Raw genomic sequence first — 26,225 nt, 5'->3', positions numbered from 1 at the left:
CGTTCAATCGAGCGCAAGAGTGTAAAGATGGACGGATGACTTCAGTAGTGAACTCGGGCATCGATCTCAGCTACCAGGACGAGAACACACGCGCACAGGACGACCTGTTCGTGCACGTCAACGGCAAATGGCTCGATGAATACGCCATCCCGGCCGACCGGGCCGTCGACGGCGCGTTCCGCACCTTGTACGACCGGGCCGAGGTCGACGTCCAGACCATCATCGAAGAGTCCGCCGCGGCGAACCCGCCCGCCGGAAGCGACGCGCAGAAGATCGGCGACCTGTTCTCCAGCTTCATGGATGCCGACCGCGCGGAGCAGCTCGGCGTGACTCCCATCGCCGACGAGCTCACCGCCATCTCCGACGCGACCGACCTCGTCACCCTCGCAGGCGTTCTCGGCTCCCTGCAGCGCACGGGCGTCGGCGGGGCCATCGGCCATTACGTCGACACCGACGCCAAGCAGTCCGACCGCTACCTCGTGCACTTCAGCCAGTCCGGAATCGGCCTGCCCGACGAGTCGTACTACCGCCAGGACGAGTACGCCGAGATCCGCTCGAGCTACATCGCGCACATCTCGAAGATGTTCGCGCTCAGCGGTATCGAGTACGACGCGCAGACGGTGTTCGACCTCGAGCAGAAGATCGCCGCCGGTCACTGGGATGTCGTCGCCCGGCGTGATGCCGAGAAGAGCTACAACCTCGTCGATTTCGACACGCTGGTCAAGAGCGGTGCCGGATTCAACTGGGCCGCATGGATTTCCGGTCTCGGCGCAACCACCGAGCAGTTCGCCGAGATCGTGGTTCGGCAGCCTCCGTTCCTGACCACTTTCGTCTCGCTGTGGAATTCCGAGGACATCGAAGCGTGGAAGGCGTGGCTGGCCTGGCGCGTCGTGCATTCACGGGCACCGTTTCTGACGAGCGCGATCGTCGACGAGAACTTCGCGTTCTACGGAACGACCCTGACCGGAACCGAGGAGAACCGCGAGCGCTGGAAGCGCGGCGTCTCCCTGGTGCAGGACGTGCTCGGTGAGGCCGTCGGAAAGCTGTACGTCGAACGCCATTTCCCGGCCGACTCCAAGGCTCGAATGAAGGTGCTGGTCGACAATCTCACCGAGGCGTACCGCCGCAACATCTCCGAGCTCGAATGGATGAGCCCGGAGACTCGACAGAAGGCGTTGGACAAGCTGGGCAAGTTCACCCCCAAGATCGGCTACCCCGATCGGTGGCGTGACTACTCGGGCGTCGAGATCAGCGCCGACGACCTGCTCGGTAACTACCGCCGCGGCTACACCGCGGACTACCAGCGCGACCTCGACAAGCTCGGCGGACCCGTCGACCGCGACGAGTGGTTCATGACGCCCCAGACCGTCAACGCGTACTACAACCCCGGCATGAACGAAATCGTCTTTCCCGCAGCCATTCTGCAGCCACCGTTCTTCGACCCCGAGGCCGACGATGCGGCCAACTACGGCGGTATCGGAGCGGTGATCGGCCACGAGATCGGCCACGGATTCGACGATCAGGGTGCCAAGTACGACGGTGACGGCAACATGGTCGACTGGTGGACCGACAGCGACCGCACCGAATTCGGCAAGCGCACCACGGCCCTGATCGAGCAGTACAACGAGTTCGAGCCCAAGGCCCTGCCCGGCCACAAGGTCAACGGCGAGTTCACCATCGGCGAGAACATCGGCGATCTCGGTGGTCTGTCGATCGCCGTCGCGGCGTACGAGATCTCGCTCGAAGGCAAACAAGCACCGGTGCTCGACGGTTTGACCGGCCTGCAGCGAGTATTCTTCGGCTGGTCGCAGGTGTGGCGCACCAAGGCTCGCGACGCCGAGGCAATCCGCCGACTCGCCGTCGATCCGCACTCGCCGCCGGAATTCCGCTGCAACGGCGTCGTGCGCAATCTCGACAGTTTTCACGAAGCATTCGACGTACAGCCCGGAGATGCGCTGTACTTGGACCCGGGGAAGCGCGTCAAGATCTGGTAGTTCCGGGTAGGGCAATCGGGGAGGGAATTTCGGATGAGGGAATACGCACGCTGGCTGGCTGCTCACGGGGTGATTCGGTTCGCGGCCAAACGAGCAGCGGCCGCGGGCGATCCGCAGGCGATGCTGGTGGCCGATCCGGCGACGCGGGCGAATCCGACGCCGGTCTACGAGAAGCTGCGCGCCACCGCGCCGCTGGTGAAGACCCGGATCTCGAACATCACCGTGCATCACCGGGTGGCGTTCGACTTGCTGCGTTCGGACGACTTCCGCGTCACGCAGCTGGGTGCGACCCTTCCCGGGCCGTTGCGGTGGATCGAGGAGCACACCAGATCCGGTGCACTGCACCCGATTCTGCCGCCCTCACTGCTCTCGGTGGAGCCGCCGGACCACACCAGGTACCGAAAGCTGGTGTCCTCTGTCTTCACCGCCCGCGCGGTGCAGAAGATGCGCGATCAGGTGCAGGAAACGGCCGATGCTCTGCTCGACGAGCTGTCCGACGGCTCTCCGGTCGTCGACATCGTCGATCGCTATTGCGCGCGCCTGCCGGTTGCTGTGATCGGGCGCATCCTCGGTGTACCGGTCGAGGACAATCAACGGGTTCTCGAATTCGGTGAGATGGCTGCACCCAGTCTCGACATCGGCTTGTCGTGGGATCAGTTCAAGCAGGTCGAGCGTGGCCTGATCGGATTCGACGCCTGGCTCTCGCAACATATCGCCGAACTGCGCCGCAATCCCGGTGACGATCTGATGAGTCAGCTGATCGCCGCGAAGGACGAGGGCGTCGGCCTCAACGACGAGGAGCTCCGGGCCACGGCGGGATTGGTGTTGGCCGCAGGTTTCGAAACCACCGTCAACCTCCTCGGCAGCGGAATCCAACTGCTGCTCGACAACCCCGACCAGCTCGCCGTACTGCAGCAGGACCCGTCGCACTGGCCGACGGCCATCGACGAAATGTTGCGGATGGAATCGCCGGTACAGCTCACCGCACGGATGGCCAAGCACGACGTCGAGGTCGAGGGAGTGACGGTGCACGAGGGCAAACTCGTCGTGCTGGTGCTCGCCGGTGCCAATCGGGATCCGCTGGTGTTCGATGACCCGGACAGGTTCGACGTCACCCGCGCCAATGCCGGTAAACACCTGTCGTTCTCGGGTGGGCGCCACTACTGCCTCGGGGCAGCGCTCGCGAAGGCAGAATCCGAAGTGGGCTTGAAGGCGTTGTTCGACAGATTCCCCCACCTGCGCTCGGCAGGCGAAGGAACCCGTCGCAACACCCGAGTCCTGCACGGATGGGCCACGCTGCCCATCGACCTCGGTGAACCGGCTACGACAACCGCAAGCCGGTAACGGAGTCGAAGAAGAACAACTCGTCCAGCTTGGGCACCAGTCGAATTGTTTCGGCCAGGGCGATCGACAACTTGCGGTCGACGCGAACCGCGATGCGGCCGGAGGTTGTCGACCAACCGCCGTCGGTGCTGGGCGCGGAGGCGTAGACGAACGACTCCGCACCCAGTTCCTCGATAAGCTCGACGGTCAGCTGCAGGCCACTGCCCTCGCCCACCAGATCCCAGGACTCCGGGCGAATACCGACAACGACGCGCTCGCCCGCCGAGGACGGGACGGGTATGCGCAACTCGCCGAGTACGGCCGCGCCGTCGCGCACGGGGGCGTCGACCAAGTTCATTCCGGGTGACCCGATGAATCCCGCGACGAACGTGTTGACGGGGTTGTCGTACAGCTCCCGCGGAGCGGCGATCTGCTGCAATTTGCCGTCGAGCAGAACCGCGACGCGATCACCCATCGTCATGGCCTCGACCTGATCGTGGGTGACGTACACCGTCGTGGTGCCCAGTCGTCTTTGCAGACCGGCTATCTGGGCCCTGGTCGAGACCCGCAGCTTGGCGTCGAGGTTGGACAGCGGTTCGTCCATGCAGAACACCTTGGGTTGACGCACGATGGCGCGCCCCATGGCCACTCGCTGACGCTGCCCGCCGGAGAGCTTGCCGGGCTTGCGACCCAGCAACGGCTCGAGCTCGAGCATCCTCGCCGCGTCGAGTACTCGTGCTGCGGTGTCGGACTTGCTCATTCCGGCATTGCGCAGCGCGAAGCCCATGTTGTCGCCGACGGTCATGTTGGGGTACAGCGCGTAGTTCTGGAACACCATCGCAACGTCCCTGGCCCGCGGAGCCAGCGAGGTGACGTCCACTCCGCCGATGTCGATGCGACCGCTTTCGACGGACTCGAGACCGGCGAGCATCCGCAGACTCGTCGACTTCCCACAGCCCGAAGGTCCGACGAGAACGATGAATTCACCGTCCGCGATGTCGAGTTCGAGGTTGTCGACAGCGAGCGAATCGGCACCCGGGTACCGGTGCGAGACACCGGCGTAGTGAACGGCGGCCATTATTTCGGCAGCTTCGGGGTGATCTGGCGGTCGATGATCTGCTGCAGCTGATCCGAGATGGACGCGAACGTCGTTGCGACATCCGCGTTCTGCAGCGCGATCTGCTCGAGTCCGCTGCCGATGATCTTGTCGCCACCGGGGACGAACACGCGGGCGTAGTCCTGCGAGCGAGTCAGCGCCAATTGGTCGACGGCCGTCTTGGCGTTGGGGTTCGCCTGGAGGAATGCGATCTCCGACGGGTCCTGCTGCGCAGACTTGCGGACCGGCATGTAGCCGGTGTTCTGCGAGAAGTAGGCGGTGTTGGCACCGTTGGTGACGAAGTCGATGAACTTGAGCGCGTTCACCTTTCGCTCCTCCGAGATCTTCGCCGGAATGGCCAGGCCGGCTCCACCGGTGGGGCAGCCGGGAGTGCCGTCGGTGGCCGGCAGGAAGGCAGTACCGAACTCGAACGCGGCACCGGCCTTGATGGTGGACAGGTCGCCGGTCGACGCGATGGTGGACGCCAGGATGCCCGCGGCGAAGTCGTTGGCGATGTCGTTGGACACCGCGGCGTACTTCTTCGTGTGGATCATGTCCTGCAGGAACTTGCCTGCCGCAATGGTATTGGGGTCGTCGAACTTCAGCTCGAACTGATCGGAGTACGATCCGCCGAACGTCCAGATCGGACCCTCGAACGTCCACCCGAGGTAGTCGACGGCGTTACCCCAACCGTGCGCGAGCTTGCCGTCTCCGACGACGGCCTGGATGCGCGGGCCCCACTCGTCGAACTCCTGCCAGGTGGCCGGCCCGCGATCGGGCAGTCCGGCCTGCTGCCACACGGCCTTGTTGTAGTAGAACAGCGGCGTCGAGCGCGCGTACGGCAAGGCCCAGTGGTTGCCGTTCCAGTTGTAGTCGGCCAGCAGCGAATCCACGTAGTCGGACTGGTCGACGCCTGCTGCGGAGAAGTGCTTGTCCAACGGCTCGATCGCACCGGTGAGCGCGTAGTTGAACCACCAGACGTCCGAGAGCACGACCACGTCGGGCACATCGTTGCCCGAAAGCGCCGCGTTGAACTTCTGCGACACCTCCTCGTAGTTCTTGCCACCGTCGATGAGATTGACCGTCAGGCCGGGGTTCTCCGCCTGGAAGCGCGAGATCAGCTCCCTCTCGAACTCCTGGGACTTGCCCGGGTGGTTCGACCAGAAGTTGATGGTGTTCGCATCGCCTTCGACAGCCTCGCCGCCCGACCCGCCCGATCCGGGGCCGCTGCACGCCGCGAGGGCTGCGGCGGCCGCAGCTGCGCCGGTGAGCGTGAGGAAGCCACGCCGGTTGATGATGTGTGCCATGGTGTTCGACTCCTGATAGTGAGGTGAATCAGCCCTTGACCGCACCGGAGGTGAGGCCCTTGATCATGTGGCGTTGCAGGACGAGAAAGACGAGAAGAATCGGCAGAATGGTCAGCACCGTCGCGGCCATCACCGCGCCCCAGTTGGTGTAGCCCTCGCTGTTCTGGAGCAGCGTCAATCCCACCGGAAGCGGTGCGACCGAGGAGTCGTCGGACATCAGGAACGGCCAGAGGTATTCGTTCCATTCGGTGACGATCGTGATGATGGCGAAGGCCACCATGGTCGGGCCCGACAGCGGCAGGATCACCCGGAACATCAGCCGTACCGGCCCGGCACCGTCCATCCGCGCGGCTTCGATGATCTCCGGCGGCAACGACAGGAAGTGATTGCGCATCAGGAAGGTACCGAACGCGACGCCGGCCAGCGGAATGATGATGCCCTGGAACGAGTTACGCCAACCCAACTCGGAGATGAGCGAGTAGTTGGAGATGACGGTGATCTGATTGGGCACCATGAGCGCGGCGATGATGACGAGAAAGACGATGTTCTTGCCCGGGAAGCGCAGGAACACCAGACCGTAGGCGCTGAGTACCCCGAGGACGAACTTGATGGACGACACGGCCGTGGTGATGATGATGGAGTTGCGCAGGTACGTGAAGAACGGCACCTCCGTCGTCGCCTCGTCGTAGTTCTGTGGATGAAAGACGCTGGGCCACCACGTGACCGGCTGCACGTAGATGTCCGGTCGATCCTTGAAGGAGGTGATCAGGATCCAGAACAGTGGCAGCCCGATCATCAGCAGGACGGCGAACAAGGCCGCGTATCCGAGGATGTTCGCGTTGCGACGCGCACGCTGCGGGTCGCGCGGTCCTGGCACTTTCTCCGGCGTCGCCGTATCGGGCTTGTCGGTCACAGTCATCGCTGATCGTCTCGATCCATGATTCGTACCTGCACGAGCGTGACGATCAACAGCACGAGGAACAGGATCGTCGCGACGGTGGCACCGTAGCCGGCTCGGAAGTTGCGGAACGTCTCCTCGTAGACCTGGTAGACCATCGTGGTGGTGCCGGTGCCCAGCGGGCCGCCGCGCGTCATGACGTTGATGATGTCGAAGACCTGGAGCGAATTGAGCAGCACCGTGATCGACAGGAAGAACGTCGTCGGACGTAGTTGCGGCAGAAGCACTTTGCGGAACGTGGTCCAGCGGCTCGCCTGATCGATCTCGGCCGCTTCCATCAATTCCTTGCGCACGCCCTGCAGGGCCGCCAGGTAGATGACGAAGGTGTAGCCCAGGTTCTTCCACAGGTAGGTCACAGTGATCATGACCATCGCCCACTTCGGGTCCTGATAGAAGTCCGGAACCGCGCCCAGGCCGAGGCGTCGCATCAGATCCTGGACCAGCCCGAAGTTGGGGTCGAAGACGAATTGGAACGCGATGCCGATCGCGGCACCCGAGATGACGTACGGGGCGAAGACGGCGGAGCGAACGAAGTTGCGGCCCCTGAGCTTTCGATCGAGCAGCAGCGCCAGCACCAGGCCGAGAACCAATGAACCCACCACCGCGGCGACAGTGAACACGACGGTGTTGCCGACGATCTGCCAGGTGTCCTCGCGGGAGGCCCACTCGCGATAGTTGTCGAAGCCGACGAACGTGGAGGTGGGCGAGGACAGGTTCCAGTCGAAGAACGAGAACTGGAAATTCTCGACCAGCGGCCGATACGTGAACACGCCCAGCAGAACCAGGTTGGGGCCCACCAGAATCAGGAACAGTGCGTAATCGGTCCACGGCCGCGAGAAGAAACGCTTCTCGCGTGCCCTGGGCAGCACTCGTTCGGTTGTTGCACTCACTGCGAGGACTGTGCTCAGCCTCGGCTAACGAACAGTGAACTGGGCCCCAACGCTCACCGTCGGGCAGACCAACCTATGTGAGTGGAACTTCGTAGTGGGCTACGAGGCGGGAGAGGAGCCTGCGGAACGACCCGAGGGCACCTCGCTCACGTGCGGCGAAGCCGCTCTAGCGGTTCCAGTCTCCGAGACCGTCGGATCCGCTCAGGGTTCCGCCGTCGGTGTTGACGACGATGACGGGGTCGCCCTTCTGGACGTTCTCGAAGAACCACTTGCCGTCTTCGGTGCTGACGTTGAGGCAGCCGTGCGAGGCGTTGGAGTAGCCTTGCTGCGATTCCGACCACGGGGCGGCGTGTACGAAGATGCCGCTGTAGGAGATGCGCGTCGCGTATTCGACGTACGCGCGGTAGCCCTCCTCGGAGTCGATCGGGACGCCGTACGTGGAGGAGTCCATGTACATGTCGCGGAACCGCTCGCCGACGATGTAGGTGCCGTTGGGGGTTTCGTGTCCGACCTTGCCCATCGAGGTGGGCATGGTGCGGACGACCTCGCCGTTGCGGGTGACGGTGATCTGCTTGGTGTTGTCGTCGGCCGTGGTGATGATGGAGTCGCCGGTGGAGAATTCGGCTTTCGCTCCGCCTGCCTCGACGGTCACCTGGGTGTGCGCCGGGTAGAACTCGTTGGGCAGCCAGCGGACCTGGGTGTCGTTGATCCAGTAGAAGTGGCCGTCGACGGACGGGTTCGTGGTGACGCGAATGGCTCGCAGGGCGGCGTCACGATCACCGATTGCCTCGTCGAAGCGGATGGCGATGGGCTGCGCGACTCCGACGACCTCGCCGCCGGAGGGGCTGATGCTCGGATCGGCGAAGTTCGCGGGCGCGAGCTGCGGGACGATCTGCTGCTGGGGAGCGGGCGCAGCCGGATCCGAGGACCCCGGCATGCCGGGAATCGAGACGTCCGGGCCGCCCGGCCACAGTGGCGCGGCCTGTGCCGAACCGAATGCGGCGGACGCAGCAAGGGCTGTACCTGCAACGATCGCGCCGATACGGGCGAATCTGCGTGTGCGAACCGGTGATGCCATGTAACCCGACCATCCTTCGTGCTGCGTCGCGATGCCCACCGACAGAGCTGTGCGTGAGCAAAGCCCATTAACACATACCGCCCCGACATTTGCTAATCGGATATTTCTGAAACGGGCGAAAGAAACCGCGAGTACGAGTATCTTCCCGCAACCGGTCCCGAGCACTGTCTTTGCAGGCCAGGACGCATGTGTCGGCAGCCGGGGAACGGGTATGTGCGAGGGGAGCACATCCCGTCCAGACACCGGCGGTTTCCGAAACGGACTCTTCTTCGTCCGGTGTCCGAAAAGGGTGGACCGTGATCTCCGATGCTTTCCCCCGTACCCCAGTCAGTCACATCGTCGTCGTCGTACCCGCACACAACGAGCAGGATCTGCTCGACGCCTGTCTGACGGCCCTGTCACGGGCGGAGCGCCGCGCAGTCGAAGTGGCGGCGGTGACCGTCTCGACGGTCGTCGTACTCGATGCCTGCACCGACGACTCGGCGCACATCGCCGCACGTCACCCGTCGGTGTCGGCGATCGAGGTAGCCCATCGCAACGTCGGAGCGGCCAGAGCCGCCGGGTTCGCGACCGGCTCGCGAGACGGCAGTCGGCTCGACGCCACCTGGTTCGTCACCACCGATGCGGACACCAGGGTGGGTGAGAACTGGCTGCTCGGCCATCTCCGGCATGCCGCCGAGGGCGCTCGAGCGATAGCGGGAACAGTGGCGGTCGATTTCGAGGGCCACGTCGAGGAGAACCTCGGGTTGCGATCGTCGTACGACGCGCACTACCGGCACGAATTCGGCCACCCACACGTGCACGGCGCCAACCTCGGCGTCCGAGCGACCGAGTACTTCTCCGTCGGGGGATTTGCACCTTTGACCACCGGCGAGGACCACGATCTGGTCCGACGCCTCGAGCTCGGCGGCATCGAGTGCCGTCGAGTGTGCGACATCCCTGTCACGACGTCGGGTCGCCTCAGCGGCAGAGCACCCGACGGCATGGCCGGATTCCTGCGTTCCCTGGAGGCCACCGCATGAGCGAGACCGATTTTCTCGAATCCACCGACCGTGCAGACATCGACACCGGTCTGCGTAAGGCGTTCTTGGCGTTCGAGGCGGACGGTCGTCTCGACCTCGCGCTGCCCGGCTCGGGATACACCGATCTGCGCTGGCAGTCGCTCGCCGCCCTGAGCCGTCACAACACGGTGCTGGGCCGGTGGTCCGAAGCGCATACCGACGCGATCGCGATCCTGCACGAACTCGACGGCCCGACGCCACAGCGCGGTCAGATCTGGGGAGTGTGGGCTGCGGAACCGCCTGCTCCGATTCTCGAGGGGGTGCTGCAGGACTCGGGCTGGGTTCTCACCGGAACGAAGCCGTGGTGCTCGGGTGCGTCACTGTGCACGAACGCTCTGGTCACTGCGCGCGTCGAGGGAAGTCCGCGGCTGTTCGCCGTCGATCTGACGCATCCGGGCGCGACTCCGGTACCCGACACGTGGCATGCCGTGGGGATGAGCGAAAGCGATTCCGGCTCGGTTGCATTCGACAGCGTCCCGGCCGTTGCGGTCGGCGGACCGACCGATTACCTCACCCGTCCTGGCTTCTGGCACGGTGCCATCGGGGTGTCGGCCGCCTGGTTCGGTAGCGCGTGCGCGGTGGCGGACACTCTGCACGCCGCCGTCCGCACCAGGCCGGACCCGCACCGTGCCGCACATCTCGGTGCCATCGCAGCGGCACTCGGTGCGGCGTCGAGCGCACTGACCACCGCGGCCGCCGAAGTGGACGCCGATCCGTTCGACCGTTCCGGTCGAGCCCGGACCCGAGCCCGCATCGTGCGGGCAGTGGTCGAGGACGCGGCCACCCAGTGCATCGACCGCGTCGGTCGCGCTCTCGGTGCCGGCCCGCTGTGCAGCGATGCCGAGCACGCGCGGCGCGTCGCAGATCTCACCGTCTATCTGAGGCAGAGCCACGCCGAACGCGATCTCGAAGCCCTCGGGCAGGACATCGCCGAGGAGGACAACCCATGGTAGAGAACGCATTCGACGCCGAAGTCGATGTCGGTACCGCCGAGTCGGATTGGATGTCGGCCGACTGGTCCATCCCCGGTCTGCAGTGGAAGGACGTCGTCACGATGGTCGTCGTCGGCCCGCACCCGGACGACGAGGTGCTCGGCGTCGGTGGCCTACTGTCGTTGGCGGCCGCGGCAGGGGTCGACGTGAGGGTGGTCGCGGTGACCGACGGTGACGGCTCGCACCCCGGTTCCCCGACGGTGACGGCGGAGGATCTGCGGGCACGACGCCCCGTCGAGTCCGAACGCGCGTTGGCGGAGTTGGGAATCGACCACTCTCCGACGCGGTTGCAGATCGCCGACGGTTCCGTCGAGCAGCACGAGGGTGCGGTGGCCGATGCGTTGATGCCGTTGCTCGACGCCACCCCGGGCACCTGGTGCCTGACGCCCTGGCGCGGAGACGGTCATCCCGACCACGAAGCGACCGCGCGGGCCTGTCTCACTGCGGCGAACGCCGTCGGGATACCGGTGGTCGAGTACCCGATCTGGATGTGGCACTGGGCAACTCCGAACCATCCTGCAGTTCCGTGGACACGATGCCGCCGTGTCGATCTCCCGGCGCACGCCCTCGACGCCAAGCGCGCGTCGATCGAGCAGTTCGATTCTCAGATCCGGCCCCTGTCCGATCACCCCGCGGATCGAGCGGTGTTGCCGCCGCACATATTGGCCCGCTACCGGCGACCGTTCGAGGTGGTGTTCGCATGAGCATGGATTCTCGGACGAGCCACGGTTCTCCGACCAGCTTGGGTGCCGACTACTTCCGCAATGTCTATGCGGCCAAGGACGATCCGTTCATGCTCGACAGCAAGTGGTACGAGCGGCGCAAGTACGCATTGACCATGGCCTCGCTGCCGAAGCCGCACTATCGGCGAGCACTCGAACCCGGCTGCTCCATCGGCGTGCTCACCGAACAGTTGGTGACCCGGTGCGATCACGTGGTGTCGACCGATGTGGTGGACAGTGCTCTCGATTCGGCCCGCGTGCGTGTAGGTAGGACTGCCGCAGTCGAATTCGCGTTGTGGTCGTTGTCCGACCACTGGTCGGCATTGCCGACACCCGAGGAGACGTTCGATCTGATCGTCGTCAGCGAGGTCGGCTACTACCTCGACGCCGCGGATCTCGCATCGGCGATGACTCGCGCCGTCGATCACCTGGAAGCAGGGGGCACTCTGGTGGCCGCGCATTGGCGTCACGACGTGGACGACTATCCGATCTCGGGTGATCGTGTGCACGAGATCATCGCCGCTACACCGGGATTGGCGCTACTGAGTCGGTACTTGGACGAGGACGTTCGGATCGAGGTCTTCGTCGCCTCGGACGGTCCGGCGGTGTCGGTCGCGAGCACCGACGGCCTCGATGTGCGCTGACTGCGCTCGACCTCCCGAAACAGGGCTCAGTCGGTCGATTTCGCGGCGTCGATGACCAGCTGTTCGGCGAGATCGGCGAGTTTGACGTTGGTGTCCTGAGACAGCTTGGCCAGCAAGGCGAATGCCGCCTGCGAGTTCAGGTTGTAGCGCTCCATCAACATGCCCTTGGCCTGACCGATCAAGTCTCGACTGGTCAACGCGGCTCGGATCTGCTGCTCCTCGCGGGCGGTGGAGAACGCGATGGCCGCGTGCGCTGCGAACAGCGAACCGATCGACTCGGCCTCGGCACTGAACGCGTCGGTACGAGTGGAGTGCAGGTTCAGTGCGCCGAAGTTGACTCCCTCGACGTAGAGCTGGAAGCAGATCATGCTCTTGACCCCGAGCGCAGACGCCGCGTCGGCGAACTGCGGCCAGCGGGTGTCGCTGTCCATGTCGTCGATCCTGATGGTCGTCTGTTCGATTGCCGATTCGAGGCACGGTCCCTCGCCCAGCTGCTCCTGAATCTTGTCGCAGTGGCCGGCGGGCTCCCCACACAGCGCGGCGCTGTGTACGAACTTGCCCTGCAGCACGGTGGTGATGGACGCGAACTCGGCGGACGGCACATTGGCCACCGCGGACTCGGTGATGACGGCCAGAACTCGATCCGGATCCGAATGCTGACGCCGCAGCTTCTCGGCCACCTCGGCCAGTCGTCGACTCAGCTCGAAATCGGTGACCCGCGAGCGCGTGCCCGTCGAATCCATTGTCTGCTCGCTGATGGTCGTCACCTCGTCCTGCTGTTGCACGAGCCCTGCTACTGCGCAGGGGCGCATCCCGGCATCGGCGGTGTGCCGACAACACAGGATACGCCCCTGATGGCAAAGCTCAACGACCGTTAGCGGGGCGTCAGAGTGTGCTGGGTGCGATCAGCGAGTGCACGAACCCGATTTTCTTCACGACGGTCGGCGGCAGCACGAACGGGTAGAGGTCCTGGTGTCCCATCGATCGGTTGATCTGGTTCAGCGCCCACGACAGCGGCAACCACCAGTCGACGATCTGATCGAAGCCGACGTCACCGGGCAACGGGCTCTCCAGCGTCGAACCGGCCGGTGCCATGCCGAACGCTGCGGCCGTGTCCAGGGTGTCGCGGATGTGCAGGTAGTGCGCGAACGTCTCGGCCCAGTCCTCGGCGGGGTGCATGGTGGCGTAGGACGAGACGTAGTTGTCTTCCCAGCCCTCGGGCGCACCTTCGCTGTAGTGGCGGTCGAGGGCGTCCTGGTAGCTCGAATCCGGATCCCCGAACAGCTCCTCGAAGGCCGCGCGATGCTCACCGTCTCCGACCAGCACCATCTGGTAGTAGTGGCCGATCTCGTGCCGGAAGTGCCCGACGAGCGTGCGATACGGCTCGGACATCGCGACGCGCAACTGTTCGCGGTGCACGTCGTCTCCCTCGGCGAGGTCGAGGGTGATCAAACCGTTGTCGTGGCCGGTCATCACCTGTTGTTCGGCGCTCGAGAGCAGATCGAACACCAGGCCGGTCGCGGGGTCCTCGTCCCGGCCCACGATGGGCAGTCCCAGTTCGGTCAGTTCGAGTACGACGCGACGCTTGTTGGTCTCGGCGTCGGCATAGGCGGCCATCGCGTCGACGTCGTCGTCGGCGGGGCGAGTGCGGGTGAGCCGGCAGGACACGCAGAGATCGTCGGTGTCGGCGGTGTCGACGAGCCAGTTGCAGCGAGCAGTGTTGAGGTTGGCGCACATCTTCCACGTGGCCCCGTCCACCTCTGCCTCGGCGACGCCGTCGTCGGCCTTGTCCGGGAGCACCAGCAGGGCTCTGCTCGGCAGATGGAAGCCGAGTGCGCTCGAGCAGCTCAGACACAGTGAGTTCTCGAACGACAGCTTCTGTCCGCATTTGCGGCAGATGAAATCACGCATGGATGTTCCTTCGTGGCAGGGGTTGAGTCGGACTCGTATTCCCGTTTATGTGCGGACTAATGCCGTTTGTCGAATATGTCGTGCACATCTCTCGCCGTGCGGCGGATTCGGCGGCGCAATAACGTTACTCTGCGGTCTCCCACCTGCGTGGAAGCAAAGCGCCGACCGCCGCGTTGGTACAGACTGCTTCACAACACTCTCCGAGAGGACGCGGGCCGGAAGATGGCAGATCAGATCACGCCGACGAATCGGCCGATGGCGCGTTTCGTCGAACGGATCTCGCGAGCTCGCGGCGAGAGGAACAGCGAGACCCTGGCGGCGGGCTTTCTGCTCGCGGCGACACTCATCGCGCTGATCTGGGCCAATTCACCCTTCGGCGAGACCTATCAGTCGTTCTGGCACACGGAGCTGTCGATCACCATCGGCGAGCACGGCATCTCTCTCGACCTGGCCCACTGGGTCAACGACGGGCTCATGGCGCTGTTCTTCTTCGTCGTCGGCCTCGAAGTCAAGCGCGAGTTCGCGATGGGTGAGCTCACCGACCGATCCCGTGCCGCTATTCCGATAGTCGCTGCCGTTGCCGGCCTCGCCGCCCCTGCGTTGCTGTTCCTCGCCTTCAATCCGTCCGGGCCCGCCGCCCAGGCCTGGGGCGTCGTCATCTCCACCGACACTGCGTTCCTGCTCGGGGCGCTCGCCGTCCTCGGACCGAAGAAGGCTGCGCGGCTGCGCATCTTCCTGCTCACGCTCGCCGTCGCGGACGACGTGGGCGCGCTGGCGATCATCGCGTTCTTCTACACCGACAACCTCGACGTGGTGCCGCTGATCCTGGCGTTCGTCGGGCTCGGACTGATCTTCCTGCTGCGCCGGCTCGAGGTGTGGCGCGGAGTCGGCTACTTCGTCGTCGCACTGTTCACGTGGGTCGCAATGTACGAGTCCGGAGTGCACCCCACGCTTGCCGGAGTGATGATCGCGCTGATCCTTCCGGTCTACCCGCCGCGACGCACCGAGGTCGAACGCGCATCGGATCTGACGCGCGCGTTCCGACAGTCGCCCAATCCCGAATACGCCCGCGCGGCCCGTCTCGGACTCGATCGCGCGGTGTCGGTCAACGAACGTCTCATGCGGCTCTATCAGCCGTACACCGCGTTCATCATCGTGCCGATCTTCGCGCTCGCCAATGCCGGCGTGGTGCTGAGCTCCGAGACATTGAAAGCTGCATCGACCTCGACGCTCACCTGGGGCATCATCGCCGGCCTCGTCCTCGGCAAGCTCGTCGGAATCACCGCTGCCTCCGCCGTTTTCGCGAAACTGCGGCCGTCGTCCCTGGCTCCGGGATTGACGCTGTCGCACATCGCCGGCGGTGCGGCGATGTCCGGCATCGGGTTCACGATCTCCCTGTTCATCATCGACCTCGCCCTCGACGACGAACTACTGGCCGACGAGGCACGCGTGGGAGTGTTGGCCGCCTCGGTCATCGCGGCGGTGTTGGGCTGGCTCCTGTTCCGCATCGACGAGAAGATCCATCCACCGAAAGCCGAGGCATCCCTGCGCATTCTGCGCCCGGTGAACGCCAAGCGCGATCACATCCGCGGTCCGGCCGACGCACCACTGACCATCGTGGAGTACGCGGACTTCGAGTGCCCGTTCTGCAGCAAGGCAACCGGCAGCGTCGCCGAGGTACGCAAACACTTCGGCGACGACCTGCGCTACGTCTACCGACACCTGCCGCTCGACGACTATCACCCGCACGCCCGCTACGCCGCGTACGCCAGCGAGGCCGCCGCAGCGCAGGGGAAGTTCTGGGAGATGGCCGATATGTTGTTCCGCAACAGTGATGCTCTCGAACCCGACGACATCGACGGCTACGCACGCGAACTCGGCCTCGACATGGACAAATTCGAGGACGACATCCGCACCGGCGACCACGTCGTTCGCGTCGAGGACGACGAACTCGACGCATCGTCCTCGGACGTGGACGGCACCCCGACGTTCTACCTGGGACGCGGCGACAAGAACCTGACCCGGCACATCGGACCATACGATGCGGCGACGCTGATCCGGGAACTCGAATCCATGTGAGCGCGGGCAAGGTTGCACAGAACATGCCTGCATCGACGGAATCCCGTCGATACGGCGTCGTAGTGTGCAACGTTGCCCGGCGACTCGAAGCAGACCGTCCGGTATGCTGCAGTGACGCGCAGGGGCGGCAGAAGGGACCACCGTGGACGCAGAATCCGCGCGCGCGATAACGGGAGCGATCGCGCTGACACTGTTCGTGTTGTCGCTGACGGTGTACGCGACCGCACTGGTGACCAAAGACCCGGACCAAGAACCCAATTCGTTGATCGGCATCAAAACGCGGGCCACCAAGTCCAGCAAGGAAGCCTGGGGCGCCGGCCACAGAGCCGCGTATCCCTACATGATGGCGGGCGCCACCCATTGCCTCGCATCAGCGGTGTTGATCGCGGGGCTACTGGTCCTGGGCTCCGTCCCCGCCACGGCCATGCTGACGCTCTCGGCGGCCTTGGCACTCGGCGGAGCCGTCGTCCTGACCCTGAGCGGAATCAAGGCCGATCGCGAAGCGAAAAGACATGCACGCGTCGAGTGATGGATTTCCGTGCAGGCAGTCTCGGCAGAGACATCGCCATCGGGACCTCGCCCGGGCACGATTGCACAGAACATGCCTGCATCGACGGAATCCCGTCGATACGGCGTCGTAGTGTGCAACCTTGCCCGGCTGCGTCAGCTCTCCGTGCGATTACCCTCGGCATCCCAGTGCTCGGCAACCTTTTTCGACGGCTGCACTCGGGGCGGTTCGCCGGGCATCTTGGGGTAATCCGGCGGGAAGTTCAGCTCCCCGCCCGGCAGTGTTTCCCACAGGTGCAGAAGGGGTTCGAGGGAGTAGGCCTGCTCGTCCATATCGGCCCACGGGTCTCCGTCCTGGACCAGCTCCGGCACCGTGACGAGGTTGTACTCACGTGGATCGGTGACCTCTGCCAACTGCGACCACGTCATCGGAGTGCTCACCGTCGCACCCGGCCGGGCCCGCAGACTCCACGCACTGGCGATGGTTCGGTCTCGATTGTTCTGGTTGTAGTCGATGAAGATGCGTTCTCCGCGTTCCTCTTTCCACCAGTTGGTGGTCACCCCGTCGTCGCGCCGTTCGAGTTCACGGCCCAGACCGATGGCCGCGTGGCGCACCTGCTCGAAGGTGTACTGCGGCTCGATGCGGACGTAGATGTGAATGCCCCGATTCCCACTCGTCTTCGGGTAGCCGCGTAAACCCAGTTCCTCCAACAGCTCTCGGGTCACATCGGCCACTCGCAGGGCGTCCTCGAACGTGGTTCCCGGCTGCGGATCGAGGTCCAGCCGGAGCTCGTCGGGATGGTCGACGTCCGGTCGCCGCACCGGCCACGGATGAAATGTCAGCGTGCCCATCTGCGCCGCCCACACCAGCGACGCGGATTCGGACGGGCACAGCTCTTCCGCGGTGCGCTTGCTGGGGAACGCGATCTTCACCGTCTCGATCCACTCGGGCGCGCCCTTCGGCAACCGCTTCTCATAGAAACCGTCGCCCTCCTTGTCCTGGGGGCCGAGTGCCAATCGCATGCCCTCGCGATAGCCGTCGGGCCAACGCTCCATCGCGGTGGGGCGGTCACCGATCGCCCGCATCAGCGGCTCCCCGACGGCCGCGAAATACTCGCACACCTGCAGTTTGGTGATCTCCGGGGTGCGTTCGGTGGCCTCGAAGATCACGCGATCGGGGCTCGACACCCGCACTTCGCGCTCGCCGGCCTGCACGAACGCCGGTGGTGTTTTCGCGGCCATGGCTACCGTCCCCCGGCAATGACGTCGGCGACGTCGTAGCGCACCGGAACCTCGAGCTGGTCGTACGCGCACGAGCGCGGCTCACGATCGGGTCGCCACCGCAGGAACCGCGCCACGTGCCGCAGCCGAGCCCCTTCCATCTGGTCGTAGGCCACCTCGATGACCCGCTCGATACGCACCGGGATCCAGTTGCGGTCGTTGGACGAATTCCAGCGGGTCGCTTCGCCGTCGTACGTGACGTCGTCGCCGAGCCGGAGCGGTTCGAGTTCTTCGAGCAGTTCCAGCCGGCGCTTGTCGGTGAAGGCCGACGCGCCGCCGATCATGCGTAGGTCGTCACCGTCGTACAGACCGAGCAGCAGAGATCCGATACCGTTGCCGGACTTATGGATTCGATAACCGATCAATACACAGTCGGCGGTACGCGCATGCTTGATCTTGACCATCTCGCGCTTGTTCGGCAGATAGAGACCGTCGAGCTTCTTGGCCACCACACCGTCGAGCCCGGCACCCTCGAAACGCTCGAACCAATCCTCGGCCACCGCCGCGTCGTCGGTGGCGGAGGTGACGTGACAGCTCGTCCCGCCGGTACCCACCGCGTCGAGCAGCCTCGCTCGCCGCGTCGAGAACGGCTCACCCGTCAGGTCCTCGTCGCCGACGGCCAACAGGTCGAAGCCGATGAACTGCGCGGGCGTCTTCTCCGCGAGCATGGTCACCCGGCTCGCCGCGGGATGAATCCGTTCGGACAGCGACTCCCAGTCCAGACGAGTGGATCCGTCCTTCTCGCGAGGTACGACGATCTCGCCGTCGACGACGATCTTCTCGGGTAGCTCGGCCTTGATCGCCTCCACCAACTCCGGGAAATAGCGTGCCAGGTCCTTACCGCCACGCGACCCCAGCACCACCTCGTCTCCGTCACGGAAGACGATCGCGCGAAACCCGTCCCATTTCGGCTCGTACGACCACACCGCGGGCCCGTCCTCGGGCTGTGCGGGCACCACTTTCGCGGCTTTGGCGAGCATCGGTGCGACCGGCACGGCAAGAGGAAGATCCACGCAGTTCATCCTGCCTCATGCAGCCGACGAGCGAGTCCGATATTTTCTACACGAGCACGGTCGAACCTACGAGGGCAGGACTCACCATGGCGTCATCCAGTCGTTCGGTCCGCGCTCTCGTGCTCGCGTTGTCGTCGTGCGCGGCGCTGATACTCGGCGGATGCGCCTCGGAAGTGTCCGGTACCGCCGTCGCCATCTCCGGTGCCACCATTCCCGCCACCACGACCACCGACCCGCCCACCACCACACCGCAAACCGACATCGACGACGGCGGCAGTGTCGACATCGACGTGGAGATCGGCGAGTGCGTGGCCCTGGGCGGAACCGTCGACGAGGCGGCCATCGACAACGCGACCTGCGGATCTCCGCAGTCCAACTACGTCGTCTTCGCCAAGACGCCCACCTCGGCCGAGTGCCCCGCGGATGCCGATCAGTACTACTACGAGACCTACTTCGACATCGAACAGGGAGCCCTGTGCCTCGACATCGACTGGCAGGTCGGTGGATGCATGGACCTCGTCGGTGAATTCGCTCAGCGGATCGACTGCGCGACCCCCGGTGCCGACACCCGCCGCGTCGTGACCATCCTGCAGGGCACCTCGTCCGTCGACGACTGCCCCGACCCCGCGCTGTACGGATTCGAGAAGGACTCACGCAACTTCGTCGTCTGCGTCGAACGGTTGTGACCGCCACCGACATCTCGGTCTCGAGCGCTCGGGGGCGCTGGATCGTCGCAGCCACGGTGCTCGGTTCGGCTCTGGCGATGCTCGACGCCACCGTGGTCAATATCGCGTTACCCGCGATCGGTCGCGATCTCGGTTCGGGCGTCACCGGTCTGCAGTGGACGCTGAGCGGTTACACCTTGACGCTGGCCTCGCTGATTCTGCTGGGCGGGTCGCTAGGCGACCGGCTGGGGCGCAGGCGGGTGTTCGTCTGGGGCACCGTCTGGTTCGCGGCCGCGTCGGTGCTCTGCGGGCTCGCTCCCAGCATCGAGGTGCTGGTCGCGGCGCGACTACTGCAGGGCGTCGGCGCGGCCTTGTTGACGCCGGGTTCTCTCGCGCTGATCTCGGCCTCCATCAGGGCCGAGGATCGAGGAGCTGCGATCGGTCTGTGGTCGGGTCTCGGCGGCGTCGCGTCCGCGGTCGGTCCGTTGCTCGGCGGCTGGTTGGTCGACGCCGTCGGGTGGCGTTCGGTGTTCCTGATCAACATCCCGCTCGCCGTCGTGGTCGTGTGGGTGGCAGCGAAACACGTTCCCGAGAGCCGAGATCCGCACGCATCCGGCCGACTCGACGTACCGGGAGCGGTGACCGTCGCGGCAGCGCTGGGTCTGCTCACGTACGGTCTGATCGAGTCACATGCCCTGGCGCTCGCTCTGGGTGTCGTCGCGGCCGGAGTGTTCGTGGTGATCGAGCGTCGCTCGCACGATCCACTGGTTCCGCCGTCGCTGTTCGCATCCCGAGTGTTTCTGGCGGCCAACCTCGTCACCTTCGCCGTGTACGCGGCTCTGGGCGGCGTGTTCTTTCTTCTGGTGTTGCAGTTGCAGTTCGCCGTGGGCTACTCACCCATCGCGGCCGGAGTGGCCACGCTGCCGATCACCGCTCTGATGCTCGTCCTGTCCGCCCGCGCGGGCAGAATCGCCGGACGCATCGGACCTCGTGTTCCGATGACCATCGGGCCGCTGCTCTCGGCACTGGGGCTGTTGCTGATGTTGCGCATCGGACCCGGATCCACTTATGCCACAGACGTTCTGCCCGCGGTTCTCGTCTTCGGGCTCGGATTGTCCGCTCTGGTGGCCCCGCTGACCGGAGCGGTTCTGGGCGCGGTGTCGACCGATCGTGCCGGAATCGCGTCGGGTGTCAACAATGCCGTGGCCCGCACCAGCCAACTGCTCGCCGTGGCCGCGCTCCCTGCGCTCGCCGGTATCGCTGGATCCGATTACGCTGCGCCGGAGGTGTTCTCGGACGGCTTCCACACCGCGATGCTGATGTGCGCCGGGTTGCTGGTGATCGGTGCGGTCATCGCGGCGGTACTGATTCGCGGCACCGGCGAGGACGCGTCGAACTGCCCACCGCACTGCGACATCGGCTCACCACCACCCGCCTCGCGTCGGAGCGCGTGACTCACCGCACTGGGTCATCGCACGATCAGCACCGAGCAGTCGGCGTGGTGAACGAGATTCTGACTGACCGACCCCAGAATCGTCCCACGCAGAGCACCTCGACCCCGAGAACCCACCACGAGCATCGACGCCGACGCCGACATCGCGCGCAGGCCTCGCGTCGGGCTCGACTGCGCGCTCACAGTGCTCAGCGCAACCTCCGGATACTTCTCGTGCATCTTCTCCACATGCGTTTCGAGCCAATGCTTTTCGTGAGCGCGAATGCTCACCCAGTCGACGCCCTCGAATCCCGTTCCCAGACCGGGTTGGGCCGCGAATCCCCAGTAGTTCGCCGCGACCACCGGTGCACCGACGGTGTGGGCGAACTCGAGCGCTGCACTCAACGCTCGATCCGACTGCTCACTTCCGTCGACGCCCACCACGATGGGCCTGGCGGGATCGCTGCTCTCCCCGCCACCACGCACCAGCAGTACGGGGCAACGGGCGTGCGTGACGACCCGAAGGGTGTTGCTGCCCAGGGTCAGGTCTCGTAGTGCACTCGACTTCCTCGATCCCAGCACGATCAATTCGGCGTCGGCATTCGACAGGTACGACGCGATGGTGCCGTCGACGCTGACGATGTCGACGGACACCTCGGGTGCAACGTCGTGCATCGCTCCGGCCGCGCGGGTGAGATGCTTTCGCCCGATCATGCGGAGATCCCGCTCGAGCGCACCGCCGTCGACGAACGCTGCCGATCCGTACCAATCCCCGTCGGGGACAGCGTGGATCAACCGAACGGACGCATGTGTCTTCGCGGCGTAGGTGGCCGCCCACAGCGCTGCGGCATCGGCCTCGGTGGAGCCGTCGATGCCCACCAGGATGGGAAGCACGCGGTCGGTGGAATTGCTCATGATGTGCTCCTGGCTCGATGGGAAGCCGTCGGGTCGGTCAGGGGTGGAACAGGGCAGATACTTCGTCGGTATCGATATCGGTGCGGCATCCGCTCGATTCGAGCTCGACGTAGAAGGTCTCGTAGCCGCGCGGGTCGGCCCCGCTGACACCGGTGCTGCGCCGCTCGAACACGCGCACCCCCGGCCACCGGCCGAGCACCGCTGTTCTCAGATCGTGTCCGTCCGGGGAGGTTCCGGCGAGCGGTCCGTATTCGGCGATCATCACCGCGTACACGGTGCCGCCGGTCGACGCAGTGGTCACCGGAAACACCGTCGACCCTGTCGATGCCGGACTGTCGACGGTGATGGAATCGGTCTCCATCCGCCGGGTGCCTGCCGCTGCTCGTGCGTCGTTCGTCATCGTCGAGTCCCCGCTGTCGTCGTGTCTCTGCAGATCATCACCGGGCAGCGCGCGTGCCGCGTGAGGTTGCTACTGGTCGATCCGAACAGTGCTCTCGCCACCACTCCCCGTCCGTGGCTACCGACCACCACGAGGCCGGCACGCTTGGACAGATCTATCAACAGATGCGCTGGATTGCCCTGTTGCACAATATGTTCGACGGATACGTCCGGATACTTCTCGCTCCATCCGGCAAGAGATTCCGACAGCAGCATTCGCTGCTCGCGCTCGATCTCGGCACTGTCGGGCGATCCCGGCAGGGAGAGCGCCGCCCCCTGGGACAACGAACTCCAGGCAAGCGCGGCGATCATCGGCACACCCAACAGAGACGCCAGATCGAAGGCCTGCTCGACGGCCACCTCACTCGTCGCACTGCCGTCGATACCGACGAGGATCGGTGCGTCGACGGTGCCGATTCCCTCCCGCCAGACGATCACCGGGCACAGGGCCGCGTTCGAGGTCTCCTGCGCCGTACTCCCGAACAACGCCGACACGATCGGGCCGGAACCGGAGTTACCGACGACGAGCATGCGCGCGGTGCGGGAGTGTCCGACCATCATCGTGCATGCGGTCGCTTCCTCCACCGAGGTGGTCACGGCCAGGTTCGGATGACGGGCCAGCACCGCGGTGGCAACGTCAATGACGACGCGTTCGGCCGTGCGCCGCTGCTCGTCCCACACCTCCCTCGGCACCACCGATGCGGGCTCGCCCATGTAGAACACGGGCTGCTGTACTGCCCCGGCGATCAGCAGCGGAGAATCCACTTTCTCGGCCAGGGTGGCCGCCCAGCGGGCCGCGTCGATACTGGCGGGCGAGCCGTCCACGCCGACAACGATTTTCTGGTGTCCTGCGAGAATCACGATCGTCTCCTGTTCGTTGCGCGGGCGGGTGCCGAGAGCACCGATGCGACCGCGTGTCGTGGGGTTCGGGGTGGCGGTGAGCCGATCATCGGTTTACCGACTCGAATCAGCACCTGCGCCACCCCTGTGCGTGCAGCGAGAGACTCGACCAAGCGCCTGCTCCCCGACTGTTCCGTCATGTGCGTCAACGGGCACGTCGCCAGTCCGTCCGCTGTCGCTGCCAGGAGGAAGGCAGACATGGCTCGACCGCTCTGCAGCCAATCCAGGCGTTCGTCCGATGACGTCTCGAGCAGCACCACGGTGGATTCGTCCTCGACCGGCTCGTGTGTCACGGTCGCGGCGACCCGGTGCGGTTCGGGAAACACTCGTCCGACCTGCACCCTCGATGCATCCGCGCGGTTCGTCAGAGCCTCGGGCGGGATTCCTCCCGATCGGAACGCGTGCCCGGCCCACCATCTGATCTCCGCCTGATACGTCGCGTCGTACTTACGTACGCTCGCGCTCAGAGTCGATGCCTTCGCCAACGTCTCTTTGGACTCGGCCGACAGGACGGTCATCTCGGTGCCGTAGTGCTCCTGACCCAGGTATCGCGTCAGATCGCGATTGCTCGGCACCGGCCCGAACGCTCGCCGATCCGAGTACCGCCGATTGATCGCAGTGAGCAGGTCGAACTCGTGCGACCGGGGATGCGCGTCGTGTACGAAACGAACACGCGCCAGATGATCCGGTGCACCCGGGGTCGGCAACAGGTCGATCTCTGCCGTCCACCTGTTGGCTGCCGCGGCCTTCTGCAGGTGGTCCAAGGCAGCCCCGCAGCTCATCACCATCTGCCGCTCGGTCGGGTCTATCGCCCCGAGCACGCGCGAGCTGTCGGTGTACAGATCGAGTACGTGCTCGGAGTAGATCCACCTCCACGGCTGACTGTTGTGCACCGACGGAGCGCGACACGCGAGCTCCACCAGCATCTCCACCACGGCCGTATCCGGCTGATCGTTCATCGTCTCTCCTCGGACTCCCACCGCGATGCGGTGACACACCCACTCTCTCCCCGAGCTGGTGGTGCTCGACAGGGCCATTCGTCACTCGATGAAGGGCACTCGAGACGTACGAGTTGGGTGCATGCCGATCGAGAGCCGCAACCACAGGTTTAGTGTTGACGGTGAATGCGACTCAGGAGCGGAACCTGAGGACGCGACCGTCCGCCGACCGCTCAGGAGAGTCATGACGACCCCGCAGAATCCCCCCGAAGACATCGACGTCAAGCCCCGCAGCCGCGACGTCACCGACGGACTGGAGAAAACGGCAGCGCGCGGCATGCTCCGCGCCGTCGGGATGGGCGACGACGACTGGGGCAAATCCCAGATCGGCGTTGCGTCGTCGTGGAACGAGATCACCCCGTGCAACCTCTCGCTCGAACGTCTGGCGAAGGCCGTCAAGAAGGGCGTCCACGCCGCCGGCGGCTACCCGCTGGAATTCGGCACCATTTCGGTGTCCGACGGTATCTCGATGGGCCACGAGGGCATGCACTTCTCGTTGGTCTCCCGTGAGGTGATCGCCGACAGCGTCGAAACCGTCATCAGCGCAGAGCGTCTCGACGGTTCCGTCCTGCTCGCAGGATGCGACAAGTCGCTGCCCGGAATGCTCATGGCCGCAGCGCGTCTGGACCTGGCGAGTGTTTTCCTCTACGCCGGCTCCACGTTGCCCGGGTTCGCGAGACTGTCCGACGGCAGCGAACACCAGGTGACGATCATCGACGCCTTCGAGGCCGTCGGTGCCTGTTCGCGCGGACTGATGTCACGCGCCGACGTCGACACCATCGAACGCGCCATCTGCCCCGGCGAAGGTGCATGCGGCGGAATGTACACCGCCAACACGATGGCCAGCGCAGCCGAAGCGATGGGAATGTCGTTGCCCGGCAGCGCATCTCCTCCCGCTCCCGATCGCCGACGCGACGGATTCGCCCACGCCAGCGGCGAGGCCGTCGTCGATCTTCTGCGACGCGGCATCCGCACCAGCGACATCCTCACCAAGGAAGCCTTCGAGAACGCCATCGCCGTCGTCATGGCCTTCGGCGGCTCGACCAACGCGGTACTGCACCTCCTGGCCATCGCCCACGAGGCGCAGGTGGACCTGACCCTCGCCGACTTCACCCGCGTCGGCGCGAAGGTTCCCCACCTGGCCGACGTCAAGCCGTTCGGCAAGCACGTCATGACCGACGTCGACGCCATCGGCGGAGTTCCCGTCGTGATGAAGGCTCTGCTCGACGCAGGCCTCATGCACGGCGACTGCATGACGGTCACCGGAAAGACCGTGGCGGAGAACCTCGCTCACATCGCACCCCCGGACCCCGACGGCAAGGTACTGCGCGCACTCGACAAGCCGATCCACCCGACGGGCGGCATCACCATCCTCGAAGGATCGCTCGCCCCCGGCGGAGCCGTCGTCAAGTCCGCAGGCTTCGACTCCGACGTCTTCGTCGGCACCGCACGAGTTTTCGAGCGTGAACGCGCGGCCATGGACGCCCTCGAAGACGGCACCATCGCAGCAGGCGACGTCGTGGTCATCCGCTACGAAGGACCCAAGGGTGGGCCGGGAATGCGCGAGATGCTCGCAATCACCGGAGCCATCAAGGGTGCGGGACTCGGCAAGGACGTCCTGCTGCTCACCGACGGCCGATTCTCCGGCGGCACCACCGGCCTGTGCGTCGGACACGTGGCACCCGAGGCAGTCGACGGCGGACCCATCGCCTTCGTCCGCGACGGTGACCAGATCCGACTCGACGTCGGCAAGGGCACCCTCGACCTGCTCGTCGACGCAGCCGAAATGGACTCCCGCGCACAGGGCTGGGCACCACTGCCGCCGCGCTACACCCGAGGAGTGTTGGCCAAATACTCCAAGCTGGTCGGATCGGCCTCGAACGGTGCGGTGCTGATCTAGCCGGCCCCTTCCCGCCCGCCCCCCCATGCCGCCCGCCCCCCATGCCGCGTCAATGGACCGTTGCATTGCACTGGTCCCCGTGGGTTGGACCGGTTAATGGAAATCCTAGGCCGCGAGGGCC

At 65.3% G+C, this 26,225-nt stretch carries 24 protein-coding genes; 11 read left to right on the top strand and 13 right to left on the bottom strand.

What is annotated here, in order from left to right; all coding sequences use genetic code 11:
• Positions 1-35 precede the first annotated feature (35 nt).
• Together QM590_RS12840 and QM590_RS12835 are read left to right on the top strand one after the other, a co-directional pair.
• On the top strand, positions 36-1,994 hold the full coding sequence (locus QM590_RS12840; protein ID WP_269595202.1) for a M13 family metallopeptidase: 1,959 nt from the start codon (positions 36-38) through the stop codon (positions 1,992-1,994).
• A gap of 33 nt (positions 1,995-2,027) precedes the next feature.
• Positions 2,028-3,338 (top strand): cytochrome P450, encoded by a 1,311-nt coding sequence (locus tag QM590_RS12835; protein WP_269595203.1) that lies wholly within the window; start codon positions 2,028-2,030, stop codon positions 3,336-3,338.
• Here the strand turns inward: QM590_RS12835 and QM590_RS12830 are convergent.
• The 5 genes from QM590_RS12830 to QM590_RS12810 form a co-directional block, all read right to left on the bottom strand.
• Positions 3,316-4,395, bottom strand: coding sequence for an ABC transporter ATP-binding protein (locus tag QM590_RS12830; protein ID WP_269595204.1), 1,080 nt, complete (start codon positions 4,393-4,395; stop codon positions 3,316-3,318). The genes QM590_RS12835 and QM590_RS12830 overlap by 23 nt on opposite strands.
• Entirely contained in the window at positions 4,395-5,720 is a 1,326-nt protein-coding gene (locus QM590_RS12825; RefSeq protein WP_269595205.1) for an ABC transporter substrate-binding protein, read from the bottom strand. Before QM590_RS12825 ends, QM590_RS12830 begins: the two co-directional genes overlap by 1 nt.
• Before the next feature lie 28 nt (positions 5,721-5,748).
• Positions 5,749-6,639, bottom strand: coding sequence for a carbohydrate ABC transporter permease (locus tag QM590_RS12820; RefSeq protein ID WP_269595206.1), 891 nt, complete (start codon positions 6,637-6,639; stop codon positions 5,749-5,751).
• Positions 6,636-7,568, bottom strand: a complete 933-nt coding sequence (locus QM590_RS12815; protein ID WP_176460333.1) for a carbohydrate ABC transporter permease — start codon at positions 7,566-7,568, stop codon at positions 6,636-6,638. Before QM590_RS12815 ends, QM590_RS12820 begins: the two co-directional genes overlap by 4 nt.
• Positions 7,569-7,734: 166 nt before the next feature.
• On the bottom strand, positions 7,735-8,646 hold the full coding sequence (locus QM590_RS12810; RefSeq protein WP_269595207.1) for a L,D-transpeptidase: 912 nt from the start codon (positions 8,644-8,646) through the stop codon (positions 7,735-7,737).
• A gap of 296 nt (positions 8,647-8,942) precedes the next feature.
• Here QM590_RS12810 and QM590_RS12805 point away from each other — a divergent pair, with 296 nt between their 5' ends.
• From QM590_RS12805 to QM590_RS12790, 4 genes are read left to right on the top strand one after another with little or no spacing between them, the layout of a single operon-like run.
• Positions 8,943-9,668 (top strand): glycosyltransferase family 2 protein, encoded by a 726-nt coding sequence (locus QM590_RS12805; protein WP_149406890.1) that lies wholly within the window; start codon positions 8,943-8,945, stop codon positions 9,666-9,668.
• Positions 9,665-10,660: an acyl-CoA dehydrogenase family protein gene (locus QM590_RS12800; RefSeq protein WP_269595208.1), complete on the top strand. Its 996-nt coding sequence runs from the start codon at positions 9,665-9,667 to the stop codon at positions 10,658-10,660. The genes QM590_RS12805 and QM590_RS12800 overlap by 4 nt, the downstream gene beginning before the upstream one ends.
• A complete protein-coding gene (locus tag QM590_RS12795) occupies positions 10,654-11,403 on the top strand; it encodes a PIG-L deacetylase family protein (RefSeq protein WP_269595209.1) in 750 nt (249 codons plus the stop codon). The genes QM590_RS12800 and QM590_RS12795 overlap by 7 nt, the downstream gene beginning before the upstream one ends.
• On the top strand, positions 11,400-12,065 hold the full coding sequence (locus QM590_RS12790; RefSeq protein ID WP_269595210.1) for a class I SAM-dependent DNA methyltransferase: 666 nt from the start codon (positions 11,400-11,402) through the stop codon (positions 12,063-12,065). The genes QM590_RS12795 and QM590_RS12790 overlap by 4 nt, the downstream gene beginning before the upstream one ends.
• Before the next feature lie 26 nt (positions 12,066-12,091).
• Here QM590_RS12790 and QM590_RS12785 read toward each other — a convergent pair whose 3' ends face one another.
• Together QM590_RS12785 and QM590_RS12780 are read right to left on the bottom strand one after the other, a co-directional pair.
• On the bottom strand, positions 12,092-12,832 hold the full coding sequence (locus QM590_RS12785) for a GAF and ANTAR domain-containing protein (protein ID WP_269595231.1): 741 nt from the start codon (positions 12,830-12,832) through the stop codon (positions 12,092-12,094).
• 118 nt (positions 12,833-12,950) lie between these two features.
• Entirely contained in the window at positions 12,951-13,976 is a 1,026-nt protein-coding gene (locus tag QM590_RS12780) for a zinc-binding metallopeptidase family protein (RefSeq protein ID WP_269595211.1), read from the bottom strand.
• Between the two features lie 222 nt (positions 13,977-14,198).
• On the opposite strand from QM590_RS12780, the gene nhaA reads away from it, so the two are divergent.
• Both nhaA and QM590_RS12770 read left to right on the top strand, forming a co-directional pair.
• Positions 14,199-16,055, top strand: a complete 1,857-nt coding sequence (nhaA, locus tag QM590_RS12775) for a Na+/H+ antiporter NhaA (protein WP_269595212.1) — start codon at positions 14,199-14,201, stop codon at positions 16,053-16,055.
• Positions 16,056-16,197: 142 nt separating this feature from the next.
• Complete coding sequence (locus QM590_RS12770) at positions 16,198-16,584, top strand: SdpI family protein (RefSeq protein ID WP_269595213.1); 387 nt, start codon at positions 16,198-16,200, stop codon at positions 16,582-16,584.
• 134 nt (positions 16,585-16,718) lie between these two features.
• Here the strand turns inward: QM590_RS12770 and QM590_RS12765 are convergent, their stop codons facing one another.
• The gene (locus QM590_RS12765) at positions 16,719-17,804 is read right to left on the bottom strand and encodes a DNA polymerase domain-containing protein (protein WP_269595214.1); all 1,086 of its coding nucleotides are present in this window, start codon (positions 17,802-17,804) and stop codon (positions 16,719-16,721) included.
• A gap of 2 nt (positions 17,805-17,806) precedes the next feature.
• The gene (locus QM590_RS12760; RefSeq protein WP_094669158.1) at positions 17,807-18,856 is read right to left on the bottom strand and encodes an ATP-dependent DNA ligase; all 1,050 of its coding nucleotides are present in this window, start codon (positions 18,854-18,856) and stop codon (positions 17,807-17,809) included.
• A gap of 86 nt (positions 18,857-18,942) precedes the next feature.
• Here QM590_RS12760 and lppU point away from each other — a divergent pair, with 86 nt between their 5' ends.
• Positions 18,943-19,542 carry an LppU family putative lipoprotein gene (gene lppU / locus QM590_RS12755; RefSeq protein WP_269595215.1) on the top strand — a complete coding sequence of 200 codons (600 nt, stop codon included), beginning with the start codon at positions 18,943-18,945 and terminating at the stop codon, positions 19,540-19,542.
• On the top strand, positions 19,539-20,975 hold the full coding sequence (locus QM590_RS12750) for an MFS transporter (RefSeq protein WP_269595216.1): 1,437 nt from the start codon (positions 19,539-19,541) through the stop codon (positions 20,973-20,975). The genes lppU and QM590_RS12750 overlap by 4 nt, the downstream gene beginning before the upstream one ends.
• A 14-nt stretch (positions 20,976-20,989) precedes the next feature.
• On the opposite strand, the gene QM590_RS12745 is transcribed toward QM590_RS12750, so the two are convergent.
• Genes QM590_RS12745 through QM590_RS12730 form a run of 4 tightly spaced genes read right to left on the bottom strand, consistent with a single transcriptional unit; the run spans position 20,990 to position 24,165 of the window.
• Positions 20,990-21,868 carry a universal stress protein gene (locus tag QM590_RS12745; protein WP_269595217.1) on the bottom strand — a complete coding sequence of 293 codons (879 nt, stop codon included), beginning with the start codon at positions 21,866-21,868 and terminating at the stop codon, positions 20,990-20,992.
• Between the two features lie 37 nt (positions 21,869-21,905).
• Positions 21,906-22,268, bottom strand: a complete 363-nt coding sequence (locus QM590_RS12740) for a hypothetical protein (protein ID WP_269595218.1) — start codon at positions 22,266-22,268, stop codon at positions 21,906-21,908.
• On the bottom strand, positions 22,265-23,167 hold the full coding sequence (locus QM590_RS12735; RefSeq protein WP_269595219.1) for a universal stress protein: 903 nt from the start codon (positions 23,165-23,167) through the stop codon (positions 22,265-22,267). The genes QM590_RS12740 and QM590_RS12735 overlap by 4 nt, the downstream gene beginning before the upstream one ends.
• On the bottom strand, positions 23,164-24,165 hold the full coding sequence (locus QM590_RS12730) for an Acg family FMN-binding oxidoreductase (RefSeq protein ID WP_269595220.1): 1,002 nt from the start codon (positions 24,163-24,165) through the stop codon (positions 23,164-23,166). Before QM590_RS12730 ends, QM590_RS12735 begins: the two co-directional genes overlap by 4 nt.
• Positions 24,166-24,388: 223 nt before the next feature.
• Here QM590_RS12730 and ilvD point away from each other — a divergent pair, with 223 nt between their 5' ends.
• Positions 24,389-26,104 (top strand): dihydroxy-acid dehydratase, encoded by a 1,716-nt coding sequence (gene ilvD / locus QM590_RS12725; protein ID WP_269595221.1) that lies wholly within the window; start codon positions 24,389-24,391, stop codon positions 26,102-26,104.
• Positions 26,105-26,225: the final 121 nt, after the last annotated feature.

The organism is Rhodococcus sp. IEGM 1372, from assembly GCF_030056835.1.
Lineage (GTDB): Bacteria > Actinomycetota > Actinomycetes > Mycobacteriales > Mycobacteriaceae > Rhodococcoides.
Note: the sequence above shows the minus strand (reverse complement) of the source record. Positions and strands in the feature narration are given on the sequence as shown.

What these genes read in the sequence shown, in the direction of transcription:
- nhaA (WP_269595212.1), top strand. Translation starts at nt 14,199, where the DNA reads ATGGCAGATCAGATCACGCCGACGAATCGGCCGATGGCGCGTTTCGTC.
- lppU (WP_269595215.1), top strand. Translation starts at nt 18,943, where the DNA reads ATGGCGTCATCCAGTCGTTCGGTCCGCGCTCTCGTGCTCGCGTTGTCG.
- QM590_RS12840 (WP_269595202.1), top strand. Translation starts at nt 36, where the DNA reads ATGACTTCAGTAGTGAACTCGGGCATCGATCTCAGCTACCAGGACGAG.
- QM590_RS12820 (WP_269595206.1), bottom strand. Translation starts at nt 6,639, where the DNA reads ATGACTGTGACCGACAAGCCCGATACGGCGACGCCGGAGAAAGTGCCA.
- QM590_RS12765 (WP_269595214.1), bottom strand. Translation starts at nt 17,804, where the DNA reads ATGGCCGCGAAAACACCACCGGCGTTCGTGCAGGCCGGCGAGCGCGAA.
- QM590_RS12810 (WP_269595207.1), bottom strand. Translation starts at nt 8,646, where the DNA reads ATGGCATCACCGGTTCGCACACGCAGATTCGCCCGTATCGGCGCGATC.
- QM590_RS12835 (WP_269595203.1), top strand. Translation starts at nt 2,028, where the DNA reads ATGAGGGAATACGCACGCTGGCTGGCTGCTCACGGGGTGATTCGGTTC.
- QM590_RS12790 (WP_269595210.1), top strand. Translation starts at nt 11,400, where the DNA reads ATGAGCATGGATTCTCGGACGAGCCACGGTTCTCCGACCAGCTTGGGT.
- QM590_RS12780 (WP_269595211.1), bottom strand. Translation starts at nt 13,976, where the DNA reads ATGCGTGATTTCATCTGCCGCAAATGCGGACAGAAGCTGTCGTTCGAG.
- QM590_RS12730 (WP_269595220.1), bottom strand. Translation starts at nt 24,165, where the DNA reads ATGAACGATCAGCCGGATACGGCCGTGGTGGAGATGCTGGTGGAGCTC.
- QM590_RS12800 (WP_269595208.1), top strand. Translation starts at nt 9,665, where the DNA reads ATGAGCGAGACCGATTTTCTCGAATCCACCGACCGTGCAGACATCGAC.
- ilvD (WP_269595221.1), top strand. Translation starts at nt 24,389, where the DNA reads ATGACGACCCCGCAGAATCCCCCCGAAGACATCGACGTCAAGCCCCGC.
- QM590_RS12795 (WP_269595209.1), top strand. Translation starts at nt 10,654, where the DNA reads ATGGTAGAGAACGCATTCGACGCCGAAGTCGATGTCGGTACCGCCGAG.
- QM590_RS12740 (WP_269595218.1), bottom strand. Translation starts at nt 22,268, where the DNA reads ATGACGAACGACGCACGAGCAGCGGCAGGCACCCGGCGGATGGAGACC.
- QM590_RS12745 (WP_269595217.1), bottom strand. Translation starts at nt 21,868, where the DNA reads ATGAGCAATTCCACCGACCGCGTGCTTCCCATCCTGGTGGGCATCGAC.
- QM590_RS12830 (WP_269595204.1), bottom strand. Translation starts at nt 4,395, where the DNA reads ATGGCCGCCGTTCACTACGCCGGTGTCTCGCACCGGTACCCGGGTGCC.
- QM590_RS12825 (WP_269595205.1), bottom strand. Translation starts at nt 5,720, where the DNA reads ATGGCACACATCATCAACCGGCGTGGCTTCCTCACGCTCACCGGCGCA.